Source organism: Oscillospiraceae bacterium (assembly GCA_025758045.1).
GTDB lineage: Bacteria > Bacillota > Clostridia > Oscillospirales > Ruminococcaceae > Gemmiger.
Window position 1 is genome coordinate 1719100 of sequence record CP107208.1, and the last position, 16937, is coordinate 1736036.

At 53.9% G+C, this 16937-nt stretch carries 17 protein-coding genes; 11 read left to right on the plus strand and 6 right to left on the minus strand.

Translation table 11 applies throughout. From position 1 onward, the window contains the following. Window positions 1–52: 52 nt before the first annotated feature. From OGM81_08085 to OGM81_08100, 4 genes are all read right to left on the minus strand, one after another. Window positions 53–1912, minus strand: a complete 1860-nt coding sequence (locus OGM81_08085; protein ID UYJ42310.1) for an efflux RND transporter periplasmic adaptor subunit — start codon at window positions 1910–1912, stop codon at window positions 53–55. Between the two features lie 122 nt (window positions 1913–2034). Continuing rightward, a complete protein-coding gene (locus OGM81_08090; GenBank protein UYJ42311.1) occupies window positions 2035–2574 on the minus strand; it encodes a hypothetical protein in 540 nt (179 codons plus the stop codon). A 13-nt stretch (window positions 2575–2587) separates the two neighbouring features. Beyond that, the gene (locus OGM81_08095) at window positions 2588–4099 is read right to left on the minus strand and encodes a HAMP domain-containing histidine kinase (protein ID UYJ42312.1); all 1512 of its coding nucleotides are present in this window, start codon (window positions 4097–4099) and stop codon (window positions 2588–2590) included. 15 nt (window positions 4100–4114) lie between these two features. Further along, window positions 4115–4801 carry a response regulator transcription factor gene (locus OGM81_08100; GenBank protein UYJ42313.1) on the minus strand — a complete coding sequence of 229 codons (687 nt, stop codon included), beginning with the start codon at window positions 4799–4801 and terminating at the stop codon, window positions 4115–4117. A 339-nt stretch (window positions 4802–5140) separates the two neighbouring features. On the opposite strand from OGM81_08100, the gene OGM81_08105 reads away from it, so the two are divergent. Both OGM81_08105 and OGM81_08110 read left to right on the plus strand, forming a co-directional pair. Next, window positions 5141–5986, plus strand: a complete 846-nt coding sequence (locus OGM81_08105; protein ID UYJ42314.1) for a glycerophosphodiester phosphodiesterase family protein — start codon at window positions 5141–5143, stop codon at window positions 5984–5986. A gap of 59 nt (window positions 5987–6045) precedes the next feature. Beyond that, entirely contained in the window at window positions 6046–6564 is a 519-nt protein-coding gene (locus OGM81_08110; protein UYJ42315.1) for a DUF4830 domain-containing protein, read from the plus strand. Between the two features lie 177 nt (window positions 6565–6741). On the opposite strand, the gene OGM81_08115 is transcribed toward OGM81_08110, so the two are convergent. Next, window positions 6742–8004 carry a hypothetical protein gene (locus OGM81_08115; GenBank protein ID UYJ42316.1) on the minus strand — a complete coding sequence of 421 codons (1263 nt, stop codon included), beginning with the start codon at window positions 8002–8004 and terminating at the stop codon, window positions 6742–6744. A gap of 117 nt (window positions 8005–8121) precedes the next feature. On the opposite strand from OGM81_08115, the gene OGM81_08120 reads away from it, so the two are divergent. Then, the gene (locus tag OGM81_08120; protein ID UYJ42317.1) at window positions 8122–8664 is read left to right on the plus strand and encodes a phosphatase PAP2 family protein; all 543 of its coding nucleotides are present in this window, start codon (window positions 8122–8124) and stop codon (window positions 8662–8664) included. Window positions 8665–8717: 53 nt separating this feature from the next. On the opposite strand, the gene OGM81_08125 is transcribed toward OGM81_08120, so the two are convergent. Beyond that, window positions 8718–9338 (minus strand): flavodoxin family protein, encoded by a 621-nt coding sequence (locus tag OGM81_08125; protein UYJ42318.1) that lies wholly within the window; start codon window positions 9336–9338, stop codon window positions 8718–8720. Window positions 9339–9684: 346 nt separating this feature from the next. On the opposite strand from OGM81_08125, the gene rlmD reads away from it, so the two are divergent. The 8 genes from rlmD (at window position 9685) to OGM81_08165 (ending at window position 16933) form a co-directional block, all read left to right on the plus strand. Further along, window positions 9685–11100 (plus strand): 23S rRNA (uracil(1939)-C(5))-methyltransferase RlmD, encoded by a 1416-nt coding sequence (gene rlmD / locus OGM81_08130; GenBank protein ID UYJ42319.1) that lies wholly within the window; start codon window positions 9685–9687, stop codon window positions 11098–11100. 157 nt (window positions 11101–11257) lie between these two features. Then, on the plus strand, window positions 11258–11485 hold the full coding sequence (locus OGM81_08135) for a helix-turn-helix transcriptional regulator (protein UYJ42320.1): 228 nt from the start codon (window positions 11258–11260) through the stop codon (window positions 11483–11485). Next, complete coding sequence (locus OGM81_08140; protein ID UYJ42321.1) at window positions 11482–13014, plus strand: type I restriction-modification system subunit M; 1533 nt, start codon at window positions 11482–11484, stop codon at window positions 13012–13014. Before OGM81_08135 ends, OGM81_08140 begins: the two co-directional genes overlap by 4 nt. Further along, window positions 13014–14177, plus strand: coding sequence for a restriction endonuclease subunit S (locus tag OGM81_08145; GenBank protein ID UYJ44988.1), 1164 nt, complete (start codon window positions 13014–13016; stop codon window positions 14175–14177). Before OGM81_08140 ends, OGM81_08145 begins: the two co-directional genes overlap by 1 nt. A gap of 9 nt (window positions 14178–14186) precedes the next feature. After that, on the plus strand, window positions 14187–14378 hold the full coding sequence (locus tag OGM81_08150; protein UYJ42322.1) for a hypothetical protein: 192 nt from the start codon (window positions 14187–14189) through the stop codon (window positions 14376–14378). Between the two features lie 9 nt (window positions 14379–14387). Then, entirely contained in the window at window positions 14388–15155 is a 768-nt protein-coding gene (locus tag OGM81_08155; GenBank protein UYJ42323.1) for a hypothetical protein, read from the plus strand. 18 nt (window positions 15156–15173) lie between these two features. Beyond that, entirely contained in the window at window positions 15174–15848 is a 675-nt protein-coding gene (locus OGM81_08160; GenBank protein ID UYJ42324.1) for a hypothetical protein, read from the plus strand. Window positions 15849–15946: 98 nt separating this feature from the next. Beyond that, on the plus strand, window positions 15947–16933 hold the full coding sequence (locus OGM81_08165; protein ID UYJ42325.1) for a DUF4238 domain-containing protein: 987 nt from the start codon (window positions 15947–15949) through the stop codon (window positions 16931–16933). Window positions 16934–16937: the final 4 nt, after the last annotated feature.

Consider the following 16937-nt stretch of genomic DNA (forward strand, 5'->3'; position numbering starts at 1 on the left):
GCTTCGGTATCGCGGGCGTCGGCGCCGCGGCGGATGGGGGTAGGGCTCTGGCTCATTGTCCGCCTCCCGGCCCGCCGTCAGGGCCGCCTGCCGGGGCATCGCCGCCGCCCATCACAACAGTGCCCTCGGGCATGTTGCTGGGGTCGCCTACATACAGGTCGCCGTTTTCCATCTGCTGCACGCCGTCGGGCAGGGTGGAGTCGTTGCTGGTCTCAATACCCTGGGTCAGGTCGGCGCTGGAGCGGATCACATCGCCCTCCTGCAGGTCGCTGCCGGTGATCTCCACATAGAAATCGTTGGTGTCGCCGGTGGTCACGGTCACCTGCTCAAAGGTCATATCCACGCCTTCGCCGCCGGTCTTGCGCAGCACGTAGCTGCTGCCGTCGTCGGCGGTGCCCACAGCGTCGCGGGGCACGATAAAGACGTTGTCTTTCTCGCTGATAACGATCTCCACCTTGGCGGAAATGCCGATCAGCAGGCCGTCCGCATCGCCATTGACCACGACCTTGGCGCCGAAGCTGCCCGTGTCGTTGGCAACAGGGTCGATCTGGGTCAGGGTGCCGTCGATCACAGCGTCGCCGGTGGCATCGCTGGTGATGTGGCAGGTCATGCCGGTAGAAAGTTTAGGCACGCTGTTGGCGGGAATGGTCACGTCCACCACCAGTGCATCGGTATTCTGGATGGTAGCCACGGTGCCGCTGCAGACCGAACCAACGGTAGCATTCAGCGCCGTGATGGTGCCGTCCATCGTGGCAGTCAGGGTGCAGTCCTCCAGGGTGCTGCGCAGTGTTTCCAGATTGTCCGGGGTACGCTGGGCCTGCTCCAGCTTGGTAGCGCTGTCCTCCACATTCTGGGATTTGTTCAGCAGGTTGGAGTAGTTCTTCTCCTGGTCGTAGCTGTCGTGGGCTGCCTTGACCTGCTGCTCACAGGTACTGATCTGGGTATTGGCAGTGTCGACAGCGTTCTTAGCGGAGTCCAGGGCGGATTCCGCCTGATTCTTGGTGCTGTCGGCGTTTTTCAGGGCGTCCGAAATATTGTTGAAACCGTACAGGCCCAAAGAGGGAGCAGAGCAGCTGTTCTGGGCATCCGTCAGGGAAGATTGTGCGCTTTGGTAGGTTTCCTGCGCGGACTTCAAGTTGTCGTTGGCGGCGTTCATTGCGTCCTTGTTGGCGTCGCTGGGGTCAGCGTTGTAAGCCGCAATGGCGCTGTTTACGGCGGAGATAGCCTGATTCTGGGCATCGGCAGCGGCGTTCAGCGCGGCGGTGTAGGTGCTGATGCTGGCCGAAGCGCTGTCATAGGCGGATTTCAGCGTGTTATAGTCAGATACCGCAGTATCGTAGGTGCTCTGGGTCTTGCGCTCGTTCTCCTGCGCCTTGGTCAGGGCATCCTTGGCATCCTGCAAATTCTGGTCAGCCTGGTCGATCTTGGCCTGCAGGTCGATGAGGCTATTCTCGTGCTGCACGGTGGAAGTTTCCAGGTCGGCGGTAGCACGGTCATAACTGGTCTGGGCCGATTTCAGTGTGTCGCCGTAGCTTTCCTCGGCACTTTCGATCTGCTTTTCCAGGTCGGAGGTGTCCAGCGTGGCAATGACGTCACCCTTTTTCACGGTATCGCCCACGGCCACCTTGACCTCGCTGACCTTGTACAGCTTGGCCGAATCTGCCACGGTGACGCTGGCCTCGTAGCCGGATTTGACGGTGCCGTTCACACTCACCGAGTCGGTCAGGCTTGTCTTTTGCAGGGTGGAGGTGCGCACGAACTGGTAGGTGGAACCGGCGGCCTTTTTGCCGCCCAGCACAGCGCGCAGCACCAGCACAGCTGCGATCAGCACCACAAGCAGCAGGGCAGTCAGCTTTTTATGCTTGCTGAACCATGCCAGCGGATTGTGCCGGGTCTTTACGGTATCTTCCATTTGGTATTCCTTCCTCTTTAACGGGGTGGTAAATTTTGACTTTGGCATTATAGCATGAATTTGTGTAAAAGTTTTGTATGAGGTGTGAAAAAAGGCCCCGCAAGTGGGGGCCTTCCAAAAAATTATTTTCCAAACAGCGCACTAATTCCGCTGAACGTATTCGTGATCGTCTCCACCTGCTGCTGCAGTTTATTCACGTTGTCCATCAAGGTGGGCAAACCTTGCAGCACGGTGTTCAGGCTGTCCACATCCAGCTGCTTCAGCTGCTCGGTGATGGCAGGCAGGTCCTGCATCATGTTGTTCAGTTCATCGGGGTCCAGCGTGTCCAGGCTGCTTTGCAGGGTGTCGGCCAGTTCGTTTACCTGTGTGCAGGCGGTCATGACCTCTTTATAGGCTTGGTCCATGTGGTTCCAGAACAGCCCCAGCACCACCAGCAGCACTACCGTGATGATGATGGTCAGCAGCATGCGCAGGCGCTGGTTTTTCATAATGCTGCGGTTCTGCTCGTCCTGCAGTTCCAGCTGGGCTTCAATGCGGTTCAGCTGGGCTTTCAGGTCGGCGGCGTCCAGTTTGCCGTCGCCGGTCTCGTCGTTATGGGCATCCAGTTCGGCCACGCGGCTGGCCAGCTGTTCGTCCATCTTGCGGTTCAGTTTCTCGTCCATACGGGGTCTCCTTTCAGGCTTGCGGCCCGGTGCGGACGTCCCGCATCACGAACCAGAAGGTGGAGCCCTGCCCTATGGCGCTGTTTACGCCAAAGGCAAAGCCGTGCTGCTGTAAAATTGCTTTGGTAATGGAAAGCCCAAGCCCGGTGCCCACTTTGCCGGAATCCTGCCGTGCGCGGTAGTAGCGGTCAAAGATATAGGGCAGATCCTCCGGCGGGATGCCGGGGCCGTGATCCTCGATCTCCACGCGGCAGCCGTCCGGCTGGGGCAGCACCCGCAGCATCACCTGGCCGTCCGCACCGATGTGGTGGAAGGCGTTGCCCAAGAGGTTATGCAGCACCCGCTCCATCATGGCGGGGTCGGCCCGCACCGGGGCGGCCTCGTCGGCCTGCAACTCCAGATGCCAGTGGTTCTGGTCGCACAGGGCGTCGTAGCGGCCCGCAACTTCAAAGCAAAGTTCGCCCATGTCAAAATCAATGAGGTTGGGCTTTTCGGCACCGCTCTGCACCTTGCTCAGCTCCATCACGCTGTTGACCAGTGCCGACAGACGGTCGGTCTCGTCCACAATGATGTTGCACTGCTCGGTGCGCTTTTCGGCGTCAGTGCCGGTCAGGTCGCGCACAGTCTCGGCGTAGCCCTTTATCAGGGTCAGCGGGGTGCGCAGGTCGTGGCTGACATTGGCCAGAATGTCTTTTTCCAGCTGGGCGCTGCGCTTGACCTCAGCGGCCATGTGGTTGAAATCCTCGGCCAGCTGGCCAATCTCGTCATGGTGTACAACGGGCAGCTGGATATCATAGTTGCCGGCAGCAATCTCTTTTGCACCGCTGGAAAGCTGCTGCACCGGCCGGGTGAACCACCGGCTGAACAGCATGGCAAACAGCAGATCCAGCACCAGCAAGATCAGCGCCACCGGCCACAGGATGCTGCGCAGCACCTCGGCGGCTGTGGCGATCTGTGCCATGCCGGTGGACACGATGATGCCGTACTTGCCGTCCGCCGAAAGCTGGCCCACCAGCATCTGCCGGGTGGAGCCGATCTGCACGATCTTGTACAGTGAGCCTTCCTCGAACAATTCCTGCCTAAAGGTGATGAGCTGGCGGGTGTTGAGGTTGTACCCGAACTCCCCGCTGAACGAGCCGCTGCTCTCGTGCAGCAGGCAGGGGAACATGCTCTCGTAGGCTTTCAGGCAGCGCAGTGTCGAATCGCTGAAGTCGACGCAGTAGCCGTCCATATTGATCTTTTTGTCGGAAAAGGTCTGGCCTAAAGCAGTCCAAAAATCATCGTCCAGCTGCAAAACACCGAAATCCCGGCTGGAAATTTCGGAGTCGGTCTGGTCAAAAATGGCCGTGATGGCGCTGGCTTTGTTGGTCAGGTTTTGGCGGATGGTGGCGTTATATTTCGGGGCCAGCGCGTAGGTGATGATGCCCCAGATCAGCCCCACGGTCAGCAGGGTCATGGCCCCGATGAAGAACATCAGCTGCCAGCGGATGCTGATGGACGGGGCGCGCTTTTTAGCGTTTTTCAAAGCGCAGCACTTCCCTTACGATAAGACTTCGGGGTCGAATTTATACCCGATGCCCCACACGGTAACGATGAATTTGCGGCAGGGGCCCAGATGGCCGCGCAGCATTTTGATGTGGGTGTCCACGGTGCGGTCCTCGCCGTAATAATCGTAGTTCCACACCTGCTGCAAAATTTTCTCGCGGCTCAGGGCGATGCCCTTGTTGTTGACCAAAAAGACCAGCAGGTCGAACTCTTTGGGGGTCAGCGGGGCTTCCTGCCCGGCTACCTTGACGCTGTGGCTGGCGGTATCAATGACCAGGTCGCCAAAGGTGAACACGCCGGAGTTCTCGGCAGGTTTGGGCATGGTACGGGCCAGCACGGCCTTGACGCGGGCCACCAGCTCCCGCGGGGAGAAGGGCTTGACGACGTAGTCGTCGGCGCCGCCCTCGAGGCCGGCCAGTTTATCGTATTCCTCGCTGCGGGCAGTCAGCATGATGACGGGGGTCATGATCTTGCGGGTGCGCATCTCGCGCAGGCAGGTCATGCCGTCCATAAAGGGCATCATGATGTCCAGGATCACCAGATCGATGCCCCCCTGGGCCAGCACGGCCAGCGCCGCGCCGCCGTCCCCGGCTTCCTCACACACAAAACCGGCGTACTGCAGATGCTCCCGGATCAGGTCCCGGATACGCGGTTCATCGTCAACGATCAATATTTTTGCCATAAGGATGACCTCCTCATTTACCTCTATTTATAATAATAACACAATACAATGTGATGATGGAAGAATTGTGAAAACTTTTGGGAAAAAGTTTTAAAACTTCTTTTTGATTGGTGGCCACCCGGCCCTGCCTGTCCTGCGGCAGGGCCTTTTATAACGGATGGCCCTGTTAGCGCTTCCTTTACGTCCGCAAGGGTGCCATCCTCTACCGCACCCCGCATTGCGAGCACGTCATGCGGGCGGGCAGCGGCGGCATGGTCAACAGCAACATGTTGCCATAAGTAAAAACAGCTTGCATTTTGCCGCGCCGCGCGGTACAATGGCGGCGGAGCGTGAAAGATTATGATTTTGCTAGTAATACTTGTGATTTTGGCTGCGCTGGTGCTATTTGCCGTCTGGCCCGGCGCTAAGCGCGAGGACCTGCGGGCCCCGTTCTATGGCCGCAACTATGCCCACCGCGGCTACTTCGGCAAGGACCAGCGCCCGCCGGAAAACAGCCTGCCCGCTTTTGCCGCCGCGGCCCGCCACGGCTACGGCATTGAACTGGACGTACAGTTTACGTCTGACCATAAGCTGGTGGTTTTCCACGATGATACGCTGGACCGCATGACCCCCGGCAAGGGCTTTGTCCACGATGTCGCATGGGCGGAGTTCTCCGCCATGCCGCTGGCGGGCAGCGATGACCACCCGCCGCTGTTTGCCGACATGCTGCGCACTGTGGCCGAGGCCAATCCCGCCACGCCGCTGATCGTCGAGATTAAGAGCCGCCACGAGTACACCAAGCCCTACCTGGAGGACCTTTGCCGTGCCACCCTGGCCGCACTGAAAGCCTACCCCGGCCCCTACTGCATCGAGAGCTTCGACCCCCGCGTGGTGGGCATCATCCGCCACCAGGCGCCCGGCGTGCTACGCGGTCAGCTGTCCGACAGTTACCGCAGCTACCGCCATGACGGCACCCATCCCGTCCCGGCGTATGTGTTGTCCCACTGCTTTGGCAACTTTTTGGGCCGGCCGGATTTTATTGCCTGGTGCCCCGATAAGCGCAACTGGGCTGTCCGCCTGGCCGACGCCCTGGGCGCGATGCCGGTGATGTGGACCGCCCTGCCGGAACATAACACCAAGCAGCTGGAAGCCGAGAACGATGCTGTGATCTTCCAGTGGTACGAGCCGGTGGAAAAATACAAATAACATACAAAACGCAGCCCCCGCATACCATTATGTGAAAACGAATGGCAGGGGGGCTGCGTATGTTTTTATTTACGGTAACAAAACCCGGCTTGCGGCAGGCGGGGGCGCTTGCCCTGTGCGCGGTATGCCTGTGCGGCACGGTGGCGGCAGCGGTGCATTTCTCCGGCGACGCGGTGGCTGCGGCTGCACCGGTGACGGCCACGGTGGAGACCACCCAGGACATCGGCACCTACTTTACGGGCTACGGGTTCGAGACGGACCTGTCCAGCGCGGCGGTGGATAAGGTGAAGATCCCCAAAAAGTGGGACGACAGCTTTACCGCTTTCAACCAGGTGGTGCAGGAAAGCGGCCTGGACCTGGGCAGCTACAAAGGCAAAACGGTGGAAAAGTGGACGCTGCTTTGCCCGCAGCTTTCCACCGGCGACGAGGATACCTACTGCGTTTTGCTGGTGTACAAAACCAAACCGGTAGGGGCGTACCTGCTGGAGAAGCCCTCCGGCGAGGTAAGCGGGCTGGTTACGGCGGCGAAGACCGCCGCGGAAGCCGACGGCGTGGAGATCGAATACCCTGAGGATTAAGGTACAGCCCTGCGGGCGTCACCATCATGCGGTGACGCCCTTTTATCATGGGTTGCATCCATAAGGGCTTCCCTTTTTGGTCACAAAAGAGTACGCATAACGGTTAGATGCCGTTAAAAAAGTGGCTCACCGCAAGGTGGTGAGCCACGTAAGCCAGCTGCGACAAGCGGGCCAAAATCAATCTGAAAGCGAATCCCCAAACACTGCTGGTACCAGCAGCAACAGCGCCGGGTCGCTGGTGATGTGGATGACCTGCGTCTCCATATACCCATAAAACAGCGCCACCAGCAAACAGGCCGCCGCCTGCCAGCGGCCGTGCCGGGCCAGCCGGTACAGCGTCACGGCCATCAGGATGCCCGCCAACACCACCAGTACCGGTCCAAACTGGTACAGGAAATACACAAAAATATTGTCGATCGCCGGCCAGTCCATCAGCATCTGGCCGGCAATTTTTATGTCGTATATGCGGTACGCCGCCCACGCCAGCGAGATGCGGCAGGTCAGCAGGCTGTCCAGCTTTGCCAGCCACGCAGGACCGATTTCGTCCGCCCAGGGACCAATTTTTACCACGAACAGCGGCAAAATATAGCTGATGGCCCCCACCACCGGCACCATGGCGGCGCACAGCCCGGCGGTGAGCTTGCGCCCTTTGCGCGCGTCCATCGGTTTGGCGCAGACCAGCAGCACTGCCAGCAAAAACGTGCACAGCGCAGGCGACCGAGACGCCGGGCCCTTGTATAAAAACAGCCCCACGCCCGCTACGGCGGCGATCTCGGCCCAGGTGATCTTTGCCTGGCGCAGCAGCACCCAGGCCAGCACCAGCCCAAGCACGATGCCGCCAAAGGTGTTGGGGTGCCCGTACCCGAACATCAGCCGGTAGCTGCCGCTGCGCTCGCTCAGCGCGTCGGGGGCGATAATGCCCGCAAAATGCAGCACTTCCACCAGCGCCAGCGTGGGCACGCCGCAGCCTAAAAACGCCTGCAAACTGCGCCGCAGCGGCACAGCTTTGGCTGCCAACAGCACCATCACAAGGCCCAAAAACCAGATGTTCTGCCCGTTGAAATATACCCACCGCGCCACAAAATACAGCGCACCGGCGCAGATCAGCTCCCGCCAGGTGTAGCGGGTGCCCAGCAAAATCTTGCCGCACAGCAGCGTGTACATAATCATGTCTAACACCGGGGCAAGCTGCCCCTGCAAAAAGGGCCAGTTCTCCCGCGCCATGCTGTTGCAGAACACCACCGTGAACTCATACAGCATCAGCGCCAGCAAAAAGGCACGCTGCCCCCACCGGGCACGGGCCTCGCCGCCCCAATCCCCAAACAGATAGTGCGGCACGGTAAACAGCTGCCCCACTGCCTTGCGGCGCAGCGCCAAAACCAAATCAACACCCGCTGCGGCAAACAGGGCCAGCAGCAGCGCATTTGCAAAACCAAACAAAACAGGATCCTCCTATTTTTACATTACACCTATTATATTGTGCGCCGCTGCGTTTGACAACCCTTTTGCGCGGTGTTATGCTTATGCTGTACTATTTTACACTAGGGAGGTCTACCCATGAACGAACAGCAATATCGCACGGTGATCGGCTGGTTCAACGCCCGCCCGGCGGCAAAAAAGGCGCTGCGAGCTGTCAGCACGGGGGCTGTGGTGGCGGTGTATCTGCTGTATCTGGGCCTGCTGGCCTGGTTGGCCTGGCATGCCATGTGGGTGCCGCTGGGGGTTACTGCCGTGGTGCCTGCGGCGGCGTTTGTGGTGGGTACGGCTCTGCGTGCGGCCATTAACCGTCCGCGCCCTTATACGAAATATGGCTTTGTACCATTGTTTCCAAAAGATAAGACCGGCCAGAGCATGCCCAGCCGCCACTGCTTCTCAGCCGCGGCCATTGCAGCGACGGTGTGGTACGTGCTGCCGCCGTTGGGGGCAGTGTTGGCGGTTCTGGCCGTCATCATAGCGGTCTCCCGCGTTGTCACGGGCGTACACTTTGTCAGCGACGTGCTGGCCGGGCTGGCCTTTGGGCTGGTGTTTGCCGTGGCCGGGCGTGTGGCCTATATCGCGGCGGCTTCGGCGCTGGGATTTTACGCCATCATGGTAATTTAATTTGTACCCATAAAAAAAGGAGCCGCCGCGCGGCTCCTTTCAAAAACAGCTTATCAACGGATAAAATTCGTCCGCTTGCCGCCCTCGGCGGTGGGGACTTCCACACCGGCGGCCTTGCCGGCCTCGATGCACTTCAGCAGCCAGGCCATATTGGTGCCCAGGTTGCGCATGATCTGGCAGCCCTCCTCGTCCAGGGCCACCTGATCGCCGCTGGTGCCGTGGACCATCGGCCAGTAGGTGGAGCTGACCAGCGGCATCTCGTAGAACTGCGGGATCTTTTCCATAGCCTCAATGGCGGTGGTGGTGCCGGCGCGGCGTGCGCTGGTCACGATGGCCGCCGGTTTGTGCCGCAGATACCGCCCGGCGCTGTAGGCCAGCCGGTGCATAAAGCCCAGCATGCTGCCCGCCGCCGTGGCATAGTGTACCGGCGCACCAAACACGATGCCGTCGGCCTTTTCCACCAGTGGCAGCACATCCACCACCGGCCCGCCGAACACACAGTGCCCGGCCTTGGCGCAGCCGCCGCAGCCTACACAGCCGCCCACCGGCGCGGGGCCGATGTGGTAGATCGTCGTCTCAATGCCCGCGGCGTTCAGCGTATTGGCAACCTCACACAGGGCATGGTAGGTGCAGCCCTCCTTGTGGGGGCTGCCGTTGATCAGCAGTACGTTCATACAAAGTCCCTCCGTTTGTACAATATGCGGCACACGCCGCAAAAAATGCTCTAGCTTTATTGTAACATACCGCGCAAGACCTTGGGCAACACCGCACAATTCCCGCCTAACGGCTTAAGCACCGCTCCGGCGGATCTCCGCGCCAAGAGCCGCCGCAAAGCGTCGGTTGCGCTCCGAAGCGCCTCGCTGCGGCTCGGTGTGCGGCACGGCATCTGCGTTGCCAAAATGCTCGATAATACACAAAGTATTATCTGCGCTTTTGGCTTAGCAGCTGCCGCACCTCGCTCGCCGTATCGGCACTTAGAATTATGCGGTATTGCCCTTGCAATTTTAAAGGAGATGCCCCATGGCCAAGACCTGTGTTAATTTTAGTAAAAAGTGCGGCGGCTGCCCGCTGCTGGCACTGCCCTATCCGCGCCAGACCGCCGAAAAGCAGCAGCGCCTGCAAAAGCTGCTGGGCGGTTTTGCTCCGGTGGCCCCGCTGCGCACCATGGCCGAGCCGTGGCATTACCGCAATAAAGCCATCGCCAGCTTTGCCACCCAGCAGGGCAAACTGGTCTGCGGTTTGTACGCCGAGGGCACCCATAAGGTGCTGCCCTCGGCCGACTGCCTGCTGCAAAACGAGGTGCTGAACCGCACGCTGGCCGCCGTGCAGGACGCCGCCCGCGCCTGCCGCTACACGGCTTTTGACGAGGACAAGCGCACCGGCCTGCTGCGCCACGTGGTGCTGCGCTGCTCCCGCAAGGGGCAGGTGCTGGTCACACTGGTCACGCCGGGGCCGGAGCTGCCCGGCAGCCGTAATTTCTGCGCGGCTCTGCGCAAAAAAGCACCGTGGGTCGTCAGTATTGTGCAAAATATCAACCCCACTTTAAGCAGCGCTGTGCTGGGCAACCGGGAAAAAACGCTCTACGGCCCCGGTTTTGTGTTGGACACGCTGTGCGGGCTGCAGTTTGCCATTTCCTCCCGCAGTTTTTACCAGGTCAACCCCCGGCAGACCGAGGTGCTGTACCGCGCCGCGCTGGACGCCGCCAAGCTGACCGGCAAGGAGACCGTGGTGGATGCCTATTGTGGCATCGGCACCATCGGCCTGTGCGCCGCGCCCCACGCAGGGCAGGTCATCGGTGTGGAGCGCAACCCCGCCGCCGTGAAAGATGCCGCCGCCAACGCCCGGCATAATAAACTGTCCAACGCCAAATTTGTATGCGCCGACGCTACCGAGTGGATGGCCGCCGCCGCAGACGAGGGCCTGCATCCGGACGTGGTCTTCCTGGACCCGCCCCGCGCCGGCAGCACGCCCGAGTGCATCACCGCCGTGGCCAAAATGGCCCCCCGCCGGGTAGTCTACGTCAGCTGCGACCCCGAAACCTTGGCGCGGGATGTAGCGCTTTTTGCCCGCCATGGGTATAAGGCAAAGGGCTTCACCCCGGTGGATCTCTTCCCCCAGACTCGGCACGTGGAGACGGTATGTTTATTGTCCAAACTTCAAAGCAAGGAACATATCGAGATCGAAGTGAAGATGGACGAGTTGGATTTGACTTCGGCGGAGAGTAAGGCAACCTATGATGAGATCAAAGCCTATGTGCTGGAAAAGCACGGCCTGAAGGTGTCCAGCCTGTATATCTCCCAGGTTAAGCGGAAGTGCGGGCTAGATGTGGGGCAGAATTATAATCTGTCAAAGAAAGAAGACGCGAAAGTACCACAGTGCCCGCCGGAAAAGGAAGCTGCAATTATGGATGCACTAAAGCATTTTCAAATGATTTGATGGCAAGCCTGTCTTGCTCAAAGCAAAACGTGGTCTGGGATTCCAATATCCAGACCACGTTTTTGCCAATCAATAGCTCACGATTTCGTGAATTTTATTTGTCTTTTAGCACAATATCCGTTATACTAGTAAATAGGAAAAAATCAGGAGGTGCGGGATGGCAATCAGTTACAATCGGCTGTGGAAACAGTTGATCGATCATGGTTTGAGCAAAACCGACATGATGCACCGTGCAAAAATCAGCACCAATGTTTTAGCACGATTAAGTAAAGGTGAGCCTGTCTCCATGGACAGCATGGAAAAAATCTGCACCATGCTGGGATGCAATATCGGAGACGTGATGGAATTTATCCCTGATACAGAAAACGGAGGAATAGATGCATGATTACAGGTGTGATTAAAAATAAAGTAGATAAAATCTGGACGGACATCTGGGCGGGCGGCATTACCAATCCTCTAACCGTCATCGAACAGCTGACCTATCTTATGTTTATCCGCTCTCTGGACGAAAAAGAGCTGGAAACGGAAGAATTTGAGCATATGACTGGCGAGAAGATGGAGAAGATTTTCCCCCAGTCTGCCGTTGGACAGTCCATGCGCTGGAGTAAATTCAAGAACAACGATCCCCGCGATATTTTCAATGTAATTTCCCAGCGGGTCTTCCCTGCCATCAAAAACATGAAACATGGCCGCCTGCCGGACTTCACCGAGCAGGGGGAACTGGTGGAAATCGCCGACGATTCCAGCAGTGATGTGCAGAATGAGACGGCCTTTGCCCGGTACATGAGCGATGCGATGTTCCTGATTCCTACGCCGCAGGTGTTGCAAAAAATCATCACAGGGTTGGATGACCTGTATGAGCATGACATTGCCGATTTGGATATGCAGGGCGACTTGTACGAGTACATGCTGGGCAAACTGGCTACCGCTGGGCAGAACGGCCAGTTTCGCACTCCCAAGCACATCCGGGAAATGATGGTGGAATTGTTGCAACCCACCCCGAACGACACCATCTGCGACCCGGCCTGCGGCACGGCAGGCTTTCTGGTCTCCGCCGCGGAGTACATTCGCAACCACTACGAGGATACCATGACTTCCGAGCAGTGGGAGCACTTTGCTGGGGATGCCTTCACCGGCTTTGACACAGACCGCACCATGCTGCGCATTTCTGCGATGAACCTGATGCTGCACTCCATCAGCCACCCGGAGATCGACTACAAGGACAGTGTTTCCAAGCAGAACCAGATCAGCGATAAGTTTACCATGTGTCTGGCAAATCCACCTTTCAAGGGCACCGTGGACGCGGAAAGCATCAACGACAACCTGAAAGCCGTGACCAACACCAAAAAGACCGAGCTGTTGTTTCTGGCCCTGTTCCTACGGATGCTGAGAAAGGGTGGTCAGTGCGCCTGCATCGTACCGGATGGCGTGCTGTTCGGCTCCTCCAAGGCCCACAAGGCCATCCGTAAGGAACTGGTGGAGAACCACCAGCTGCGCGCAGTGATCTCTATGCCCTCCGGCGTGTTCAAGCCTTATGCGGGCGTGTCCACGGCGGTGCTGGTGTTCACCAAGACCTGCGCGGGCGGCACGGAAAACGTGTGGTTTTATGACATGAAGGCCGACGGCTTTTCCCTGGACGACAAGCGTAGTGAGGTGACGGAGAACGACATCCCGGACATTATCGAGCGGTTCCACCATCTGGACCAGGAAGCCGAACGCCAACGCACCGAACAGAGCTTTTTTGTGCCCAGGCAGGAAATTGCCGACAACGACTATGACCTGTCCATCAACAAGTACAAAAAGGTGGAGTATGTTCCGGTGGAGTACCCCTCAACCACGGAGTTGATGGCAGACTTGCATGAGCTGGAAATGGAGATCAACGCAGGGCTGGAGGAATTGGAGGGGATGTTGTGATGGCGAGATTGGGGGATGCTTTTTCGGTTATAAGAAATGGAGCATCAATTAGACAAGCAGATGGAGCAGGCGGGCTTCCGATTACGAGAATTGAAACAATTTCAAATAGAGAAATTGATCGAAGCAAGTTTGGCTACGCTGGGATTGAAGATGCAGATAAATATCGTGAGTACATTCTTCAGGATGGGGATATTTTGATGTCCCATATCAATAGCGAAAAACATTTGGGGAAAGTTGCACTCTATAAAAAACAGGGAAATGAAAAAATCATTCACGGGATGAATTTGCTAATGTTGCGCGCGAATAAGTCCATTGTTTATCCGCCGTTCGCAACTTACTTTTTTGCAACAAATATATTTTTAGGCCAGATTCAAAAAATTACAAAAAAATCTGTTAACCAAGCAAGTTTTACTGTTTCTGCATTAAAAGAAATTGAGATGGATCTACCAACCCTTGACGAACAGCGTAGAATTGCGTTGGTGCTGGACAAAGTCAGCGACCTGATTGCCAAACGCCGCCAGCAGTTGGGCAAGCTGGATGAGATGGTCAAGGCAAGGTTTGTGGAGATGTTTGGAGACCCAGTGGAGAATCCTATGGGGTGGGAGAAACTTGCACTGGGAAAACGATGTGATATAGTTACCGGAAACACACCCTCTCGTGCTGAGCCGGAGAATTATGGGAATTTTATTGAATGGATTAAATCAGATAACATCAATACCCCTGCTGTATTGCTTACAGAGGCACAGGAATACTTATCGGAGACAGGTTTTCATAAGTGCAGATTTGTAGAGGCAGGCAGCTTGCTCATGACTTGTATTGCTGGAAGTATTAACTGTATAGGCAATGTAGCAGTAGCGGATCGCCGGGTGGCATTTAATCAGCAAATCAATGCTATTGTCCCAAAGCAAGATGATGTGCTGTATTTATATTGGCTTATGCTACTATCAAAGCCTGCAATACATAGCACCATAAATATGTCACTTAAAGGGATACTAAGCAAGGGACAACTATCAGAAATGACCTTTCCTTTCCCACCCCTAGAACTACAAAATCAATTTGCTGTGTTTGTAAAGAAAACCGAAAAGACAAAAGCCAACATCAGCCGCAGCCTTGAAAAGCTTGAAACGCTAAAAAAGGCACTAATGCAGGAATACTTTGGGTGAGGTAATAAAATGGAAGAATATAAATTAACACTGGGGATGGAGCCCACAGACGATTATAAAAAAGCAAAGCAGGATTTGATTCAGGCAATGAGATCAATTCAAAAATTATCCCCTCAACAGCAGCAAATGTTGGCAGAGGAGTTATTTGGAGCAGCAAATGTTATGGTTTTGAGTCAAATACTACGCCAGTATCTGAGGTGAGTATAAAGTATGTTAGAGTTTATAAAAGATAACTGGGCAAACATTTTGCTTATTATCGTAGGTAGCTTTGCCCTTGCAACTTACATATTGCAGGAACGGAAGAAAAAGATTGATGCAGCTTCTCTTATCGTCCTTCAAATTGATGAATTCCAGGAGCGGTTAAGGGAAATCTCTACGTTCATTGTTGACGGACAATTAAACGAAACGGCGTTCTATGAATCACTACCCTTGATGGATACGGATTATTGGAACAAGTACAAACATTACTTTGTCCGAAAAATGGACGCGACCAGCTATACAGCACTGAATCAACTATATGAGTATGTGTCAGAGATTCAGGAACAACAGATGCTCATGAAGGCTTTCCAAAAGAATTCCTTTCAGATAACACAAAATGTTTTGGCAAATATAGAATCGCAGTTTATTGTGGCCGATCTTAATAATGCTTGCACCGGAGTTACAGCGCAAAATATCACTTCTGCTATGGGAAATATGATTCCGCAAGGCGTTTCGGAAGCAGATCGAAATACGCTTAACGCAATGGTGCAACAAATAGCGGCACAGAATCCCAATTTTGATATGAATCGTTTTTGGAGCCTCTATAATCAGCAAAGAAATTGGACGAAGTCTATCATTAACCAAGGGGCATTAACTTCTTATACCCCTGTCCAAATTCGTATAAGTTTAGAGAAAATGCTAAAGAAATATTCGATGCTTGAAATTAGCGGAACAGAAGGCTATCAAATGCTCAAAAAGACTTCTAAACAAAAGTTTTAAGCAAGTGAGAGGTCTATTATGGAAGAAGATGTTACAAAGATATATGAGGAATATTCGGAGGAACTTCTGTTTTGCAAATATTTTATAGCTGAAAAGTTAAAACATCATGCTGAGATGGGTAGATGTGGAGAAAACATTCTCAAAAAATGTCTCCAGGAACGGTTTCAAATGCTAGAATTTGTTACCGGCTTTATTGCTTGGGCTAATCATCAAAGCCCACAATGTGACATCATCGTATGTAGGAAAAATTTTTATAGACGTCAACTAGCCGGAGACATTTTCCTGGTTGAACCAAATGATTGCATAATGGTTATAGAAGTCAAGGGAAATGCTACCTTGGATGATTTAACAGAAACGATTGAAAAAAATAAATTTTTCCAATTGCATGATGAAACAAAACATATAAAATTAGCGATGTTTGCTTTTAAAACTCGTATTGGAAAACAACGATTATATAAAGAGTTCGGTTATAAATATGACAGAAGTACAAAAGGATATATCCAGGAACGGCTTCCAGAAGAAAAGACATTAGACTATTTTGTATGCTTACATAGAGAGAGCCTAACTAGCTCAGCACGGGATAAACAAGTATTCTTCTTGAAAGATGGGCAAGATCGGCAGTTCTATGTACTAGATAACCATTTTCCAATAATGCAGAATTTTTCGAGGCTAATACAAAGCTTGCAGAATTAGGGCTAGATAAAATGATGATTTCTTGATCGATTTTAGTGCTGAGACCGCGATGCTGAGAAGATTTGAATATAGGAAATATTGGTGGGAGCAACATTGTCATGGAATATACAGAGGTTTTAGACAAGCAAATCACGAGAAAACAACATTATGTCCCCAAGGCTTACTTAAAAAACTTTTCTGTGAGTAATCAAAAATCAGAACAAGTTTATGTTGTTTTTGCTAATGATGAAAATGCAAAAATGGTTTCAATCGACAATATTTGCTGTCGTTCTTACCTATATGATCAAATTGCAATTGATCCAGATAGCAAAACTCATGTTTTTGCAGCACCAAATGAGATCGAGAACAGTTTTATCGAACTGGAAGGCGAATACGCAACAATTATCTCAAAGATAAAAAATGCTTTACGAGATTCAGATGAATTTGAGTTGGCGCGGGTGGAAATTGATAAACTAAGGCAATTTATGTCATCACTACTGTTTAGAAACCCTGTTTTTGTACATCTGTCAAATTATATTATTGATACACAATACAAAAACGATCCGCAGCATATTAAACATGTAAAGGACATGTTTCCTGATGTACCGCAAAATGTTTACCTGGCCATGCTGGCAAACGAGTTTTTGAAGATAAACATTGCTCCGGATGTTGGCTTGTTTCCTCGGGCTTTGGCTGAGACAATGAAGGAATCGCAACTGTGTATTTTTAAAGCCAAAGGTTCCGTATTTGTTACAAGCGATATGCCGGTAGTCAATATTTACGGTGAAAAAGATGGTATAGAATATGACTTGCTTGGTATGCCAATTACGCCAGAATTATTTTTGGCGTTTGTCGATACTGTTCAGCGCGTTCCCAGAATAATCATAATTGATGACAACAGTGTAAAGCGCATGAACAGCAAGCAGATAAATAAAGAGCTGTTAATTTCTAACCGTATAGACTTATTATCGTATATTGATTTTTCAATAGATGCCGAAAAAGAAGATGATGAACAGGTTTACCAACTACTTCATACAGATAAGGAAACCGCGTTGAAACAATATGAGGACATGATGAGTTCAAAAGAAATAAAATACTGGAGATGATGTG

What these genes read in the sequence shown, in the direction of transcription:
- OGM81_08085 (UYJ42310.1), bottom strand. Translation starts at nt 1,912, where the DNA reads ATGGAAGATACCGTAAAGACCCGGCACAATCCGCTGGCATGGTTCAGC.
- OGM81_08090 (UYJ42311.1), bottom strand. Translation starts at nt 2,574, where the DNA reads ATGGACGAGAAACTGAACCGCAAGATGGACGAACAGCTGGCCAGCCGC.
- OGM81_08100 (UYJ42313.1), bottom strand. Translation starts at nt 4,801, where the DNA reads ATGGCAAAAATATTGATCGTTGACGATGAACCGCGTATCCGGGACCTG.
- OGM81_08105 (UYJ42314.1), top strand. Translation starts at nt 5,141, where the DNA reads ATGATTTTGCTAGTAATACTTGTGATTTTGGCTGCGCTGGTGCTATTT.
- OGM81_08110 (UYJ42315.1), top strand. Translation starts at nt 6,046, where the DNA reads ATGTTTTTATTTACGGTAACAAAACCCGGCTTGCGGCAGGCGGGGGCG.
- OGM81_08120 (UYJ42317.1), top strand. Translation starts at nt 8,122, where the DNA reads ATGAACGAACAGCAATATCGCACGGTGATCGGCTGGTTCAACGCCCGC.
- OGM81_08125 (UYJ42318.1), bottom strand. Translation starts at nt 9,338, where the DNA reads ATGAACGTACTGCTGATCAACGGCAGCCCCCACAAGGAGGGCTGCACC.
- rlmD (UYJ42319.1), top strand. Translation starts at nt 9,685, where the DNA reads ATGGCCAAGACCTGTGTTAATTTTAGTAAAAAGTGCGGCGGCTGCCCG.
- OGM81_08135 (UYJ42320.1), top strand. Translation starts at nt 11,258, where the DNA reads ATGGCAATCAGTTACAATCGGCTGTGGAAACAGTTGATCGATCATGGT.
- OGM81_08140 (UYJ42321.1), top strand. Translation starts at nt 11,482, where the DNA reads ATGATTACAGGTGTGATTAAAAATAAAGTAGATAAAATCTGGACGGAC.
- OGM81_08145 (UYJ44988.1), top strand. Translation starts at nt 13,014, where the DNA reads ATGGCGAGATTGGGGGATGCTTTTTCGGTTATAAGAAATGGAGCATCA.
- OGM81_08150 (UYJ42322.1), top strand. Translation starts at nt 14,187, where the DNA reads ATGGAAGAATATAAATTAACACTGGGGATGGAGCCCACAGACGATTAT.
- OGM81_08155 (UYJ42323.1), top strand. Translation starts at nt 14,388, where the DNA reads ATGTTAGAGTTTATAAAAGATAACTGGGCAAACATTTTGCTTATTATC.
- OGM81_08160 (UYJ42324.1), top strand. Translation starts at nt 15,174, where the DNA reads ATGGAAGAAGATGTTACAAAGATATATGAGGAATATTCGGAGGAACTT.
- OGM81_08165 (UYJ42325.1), top strand. Translation starts at nt 15,947, where the DNA reads ATGGAATATACAGAGGTTTTAGACAAGCAAATCACGAGAAAACAACAT.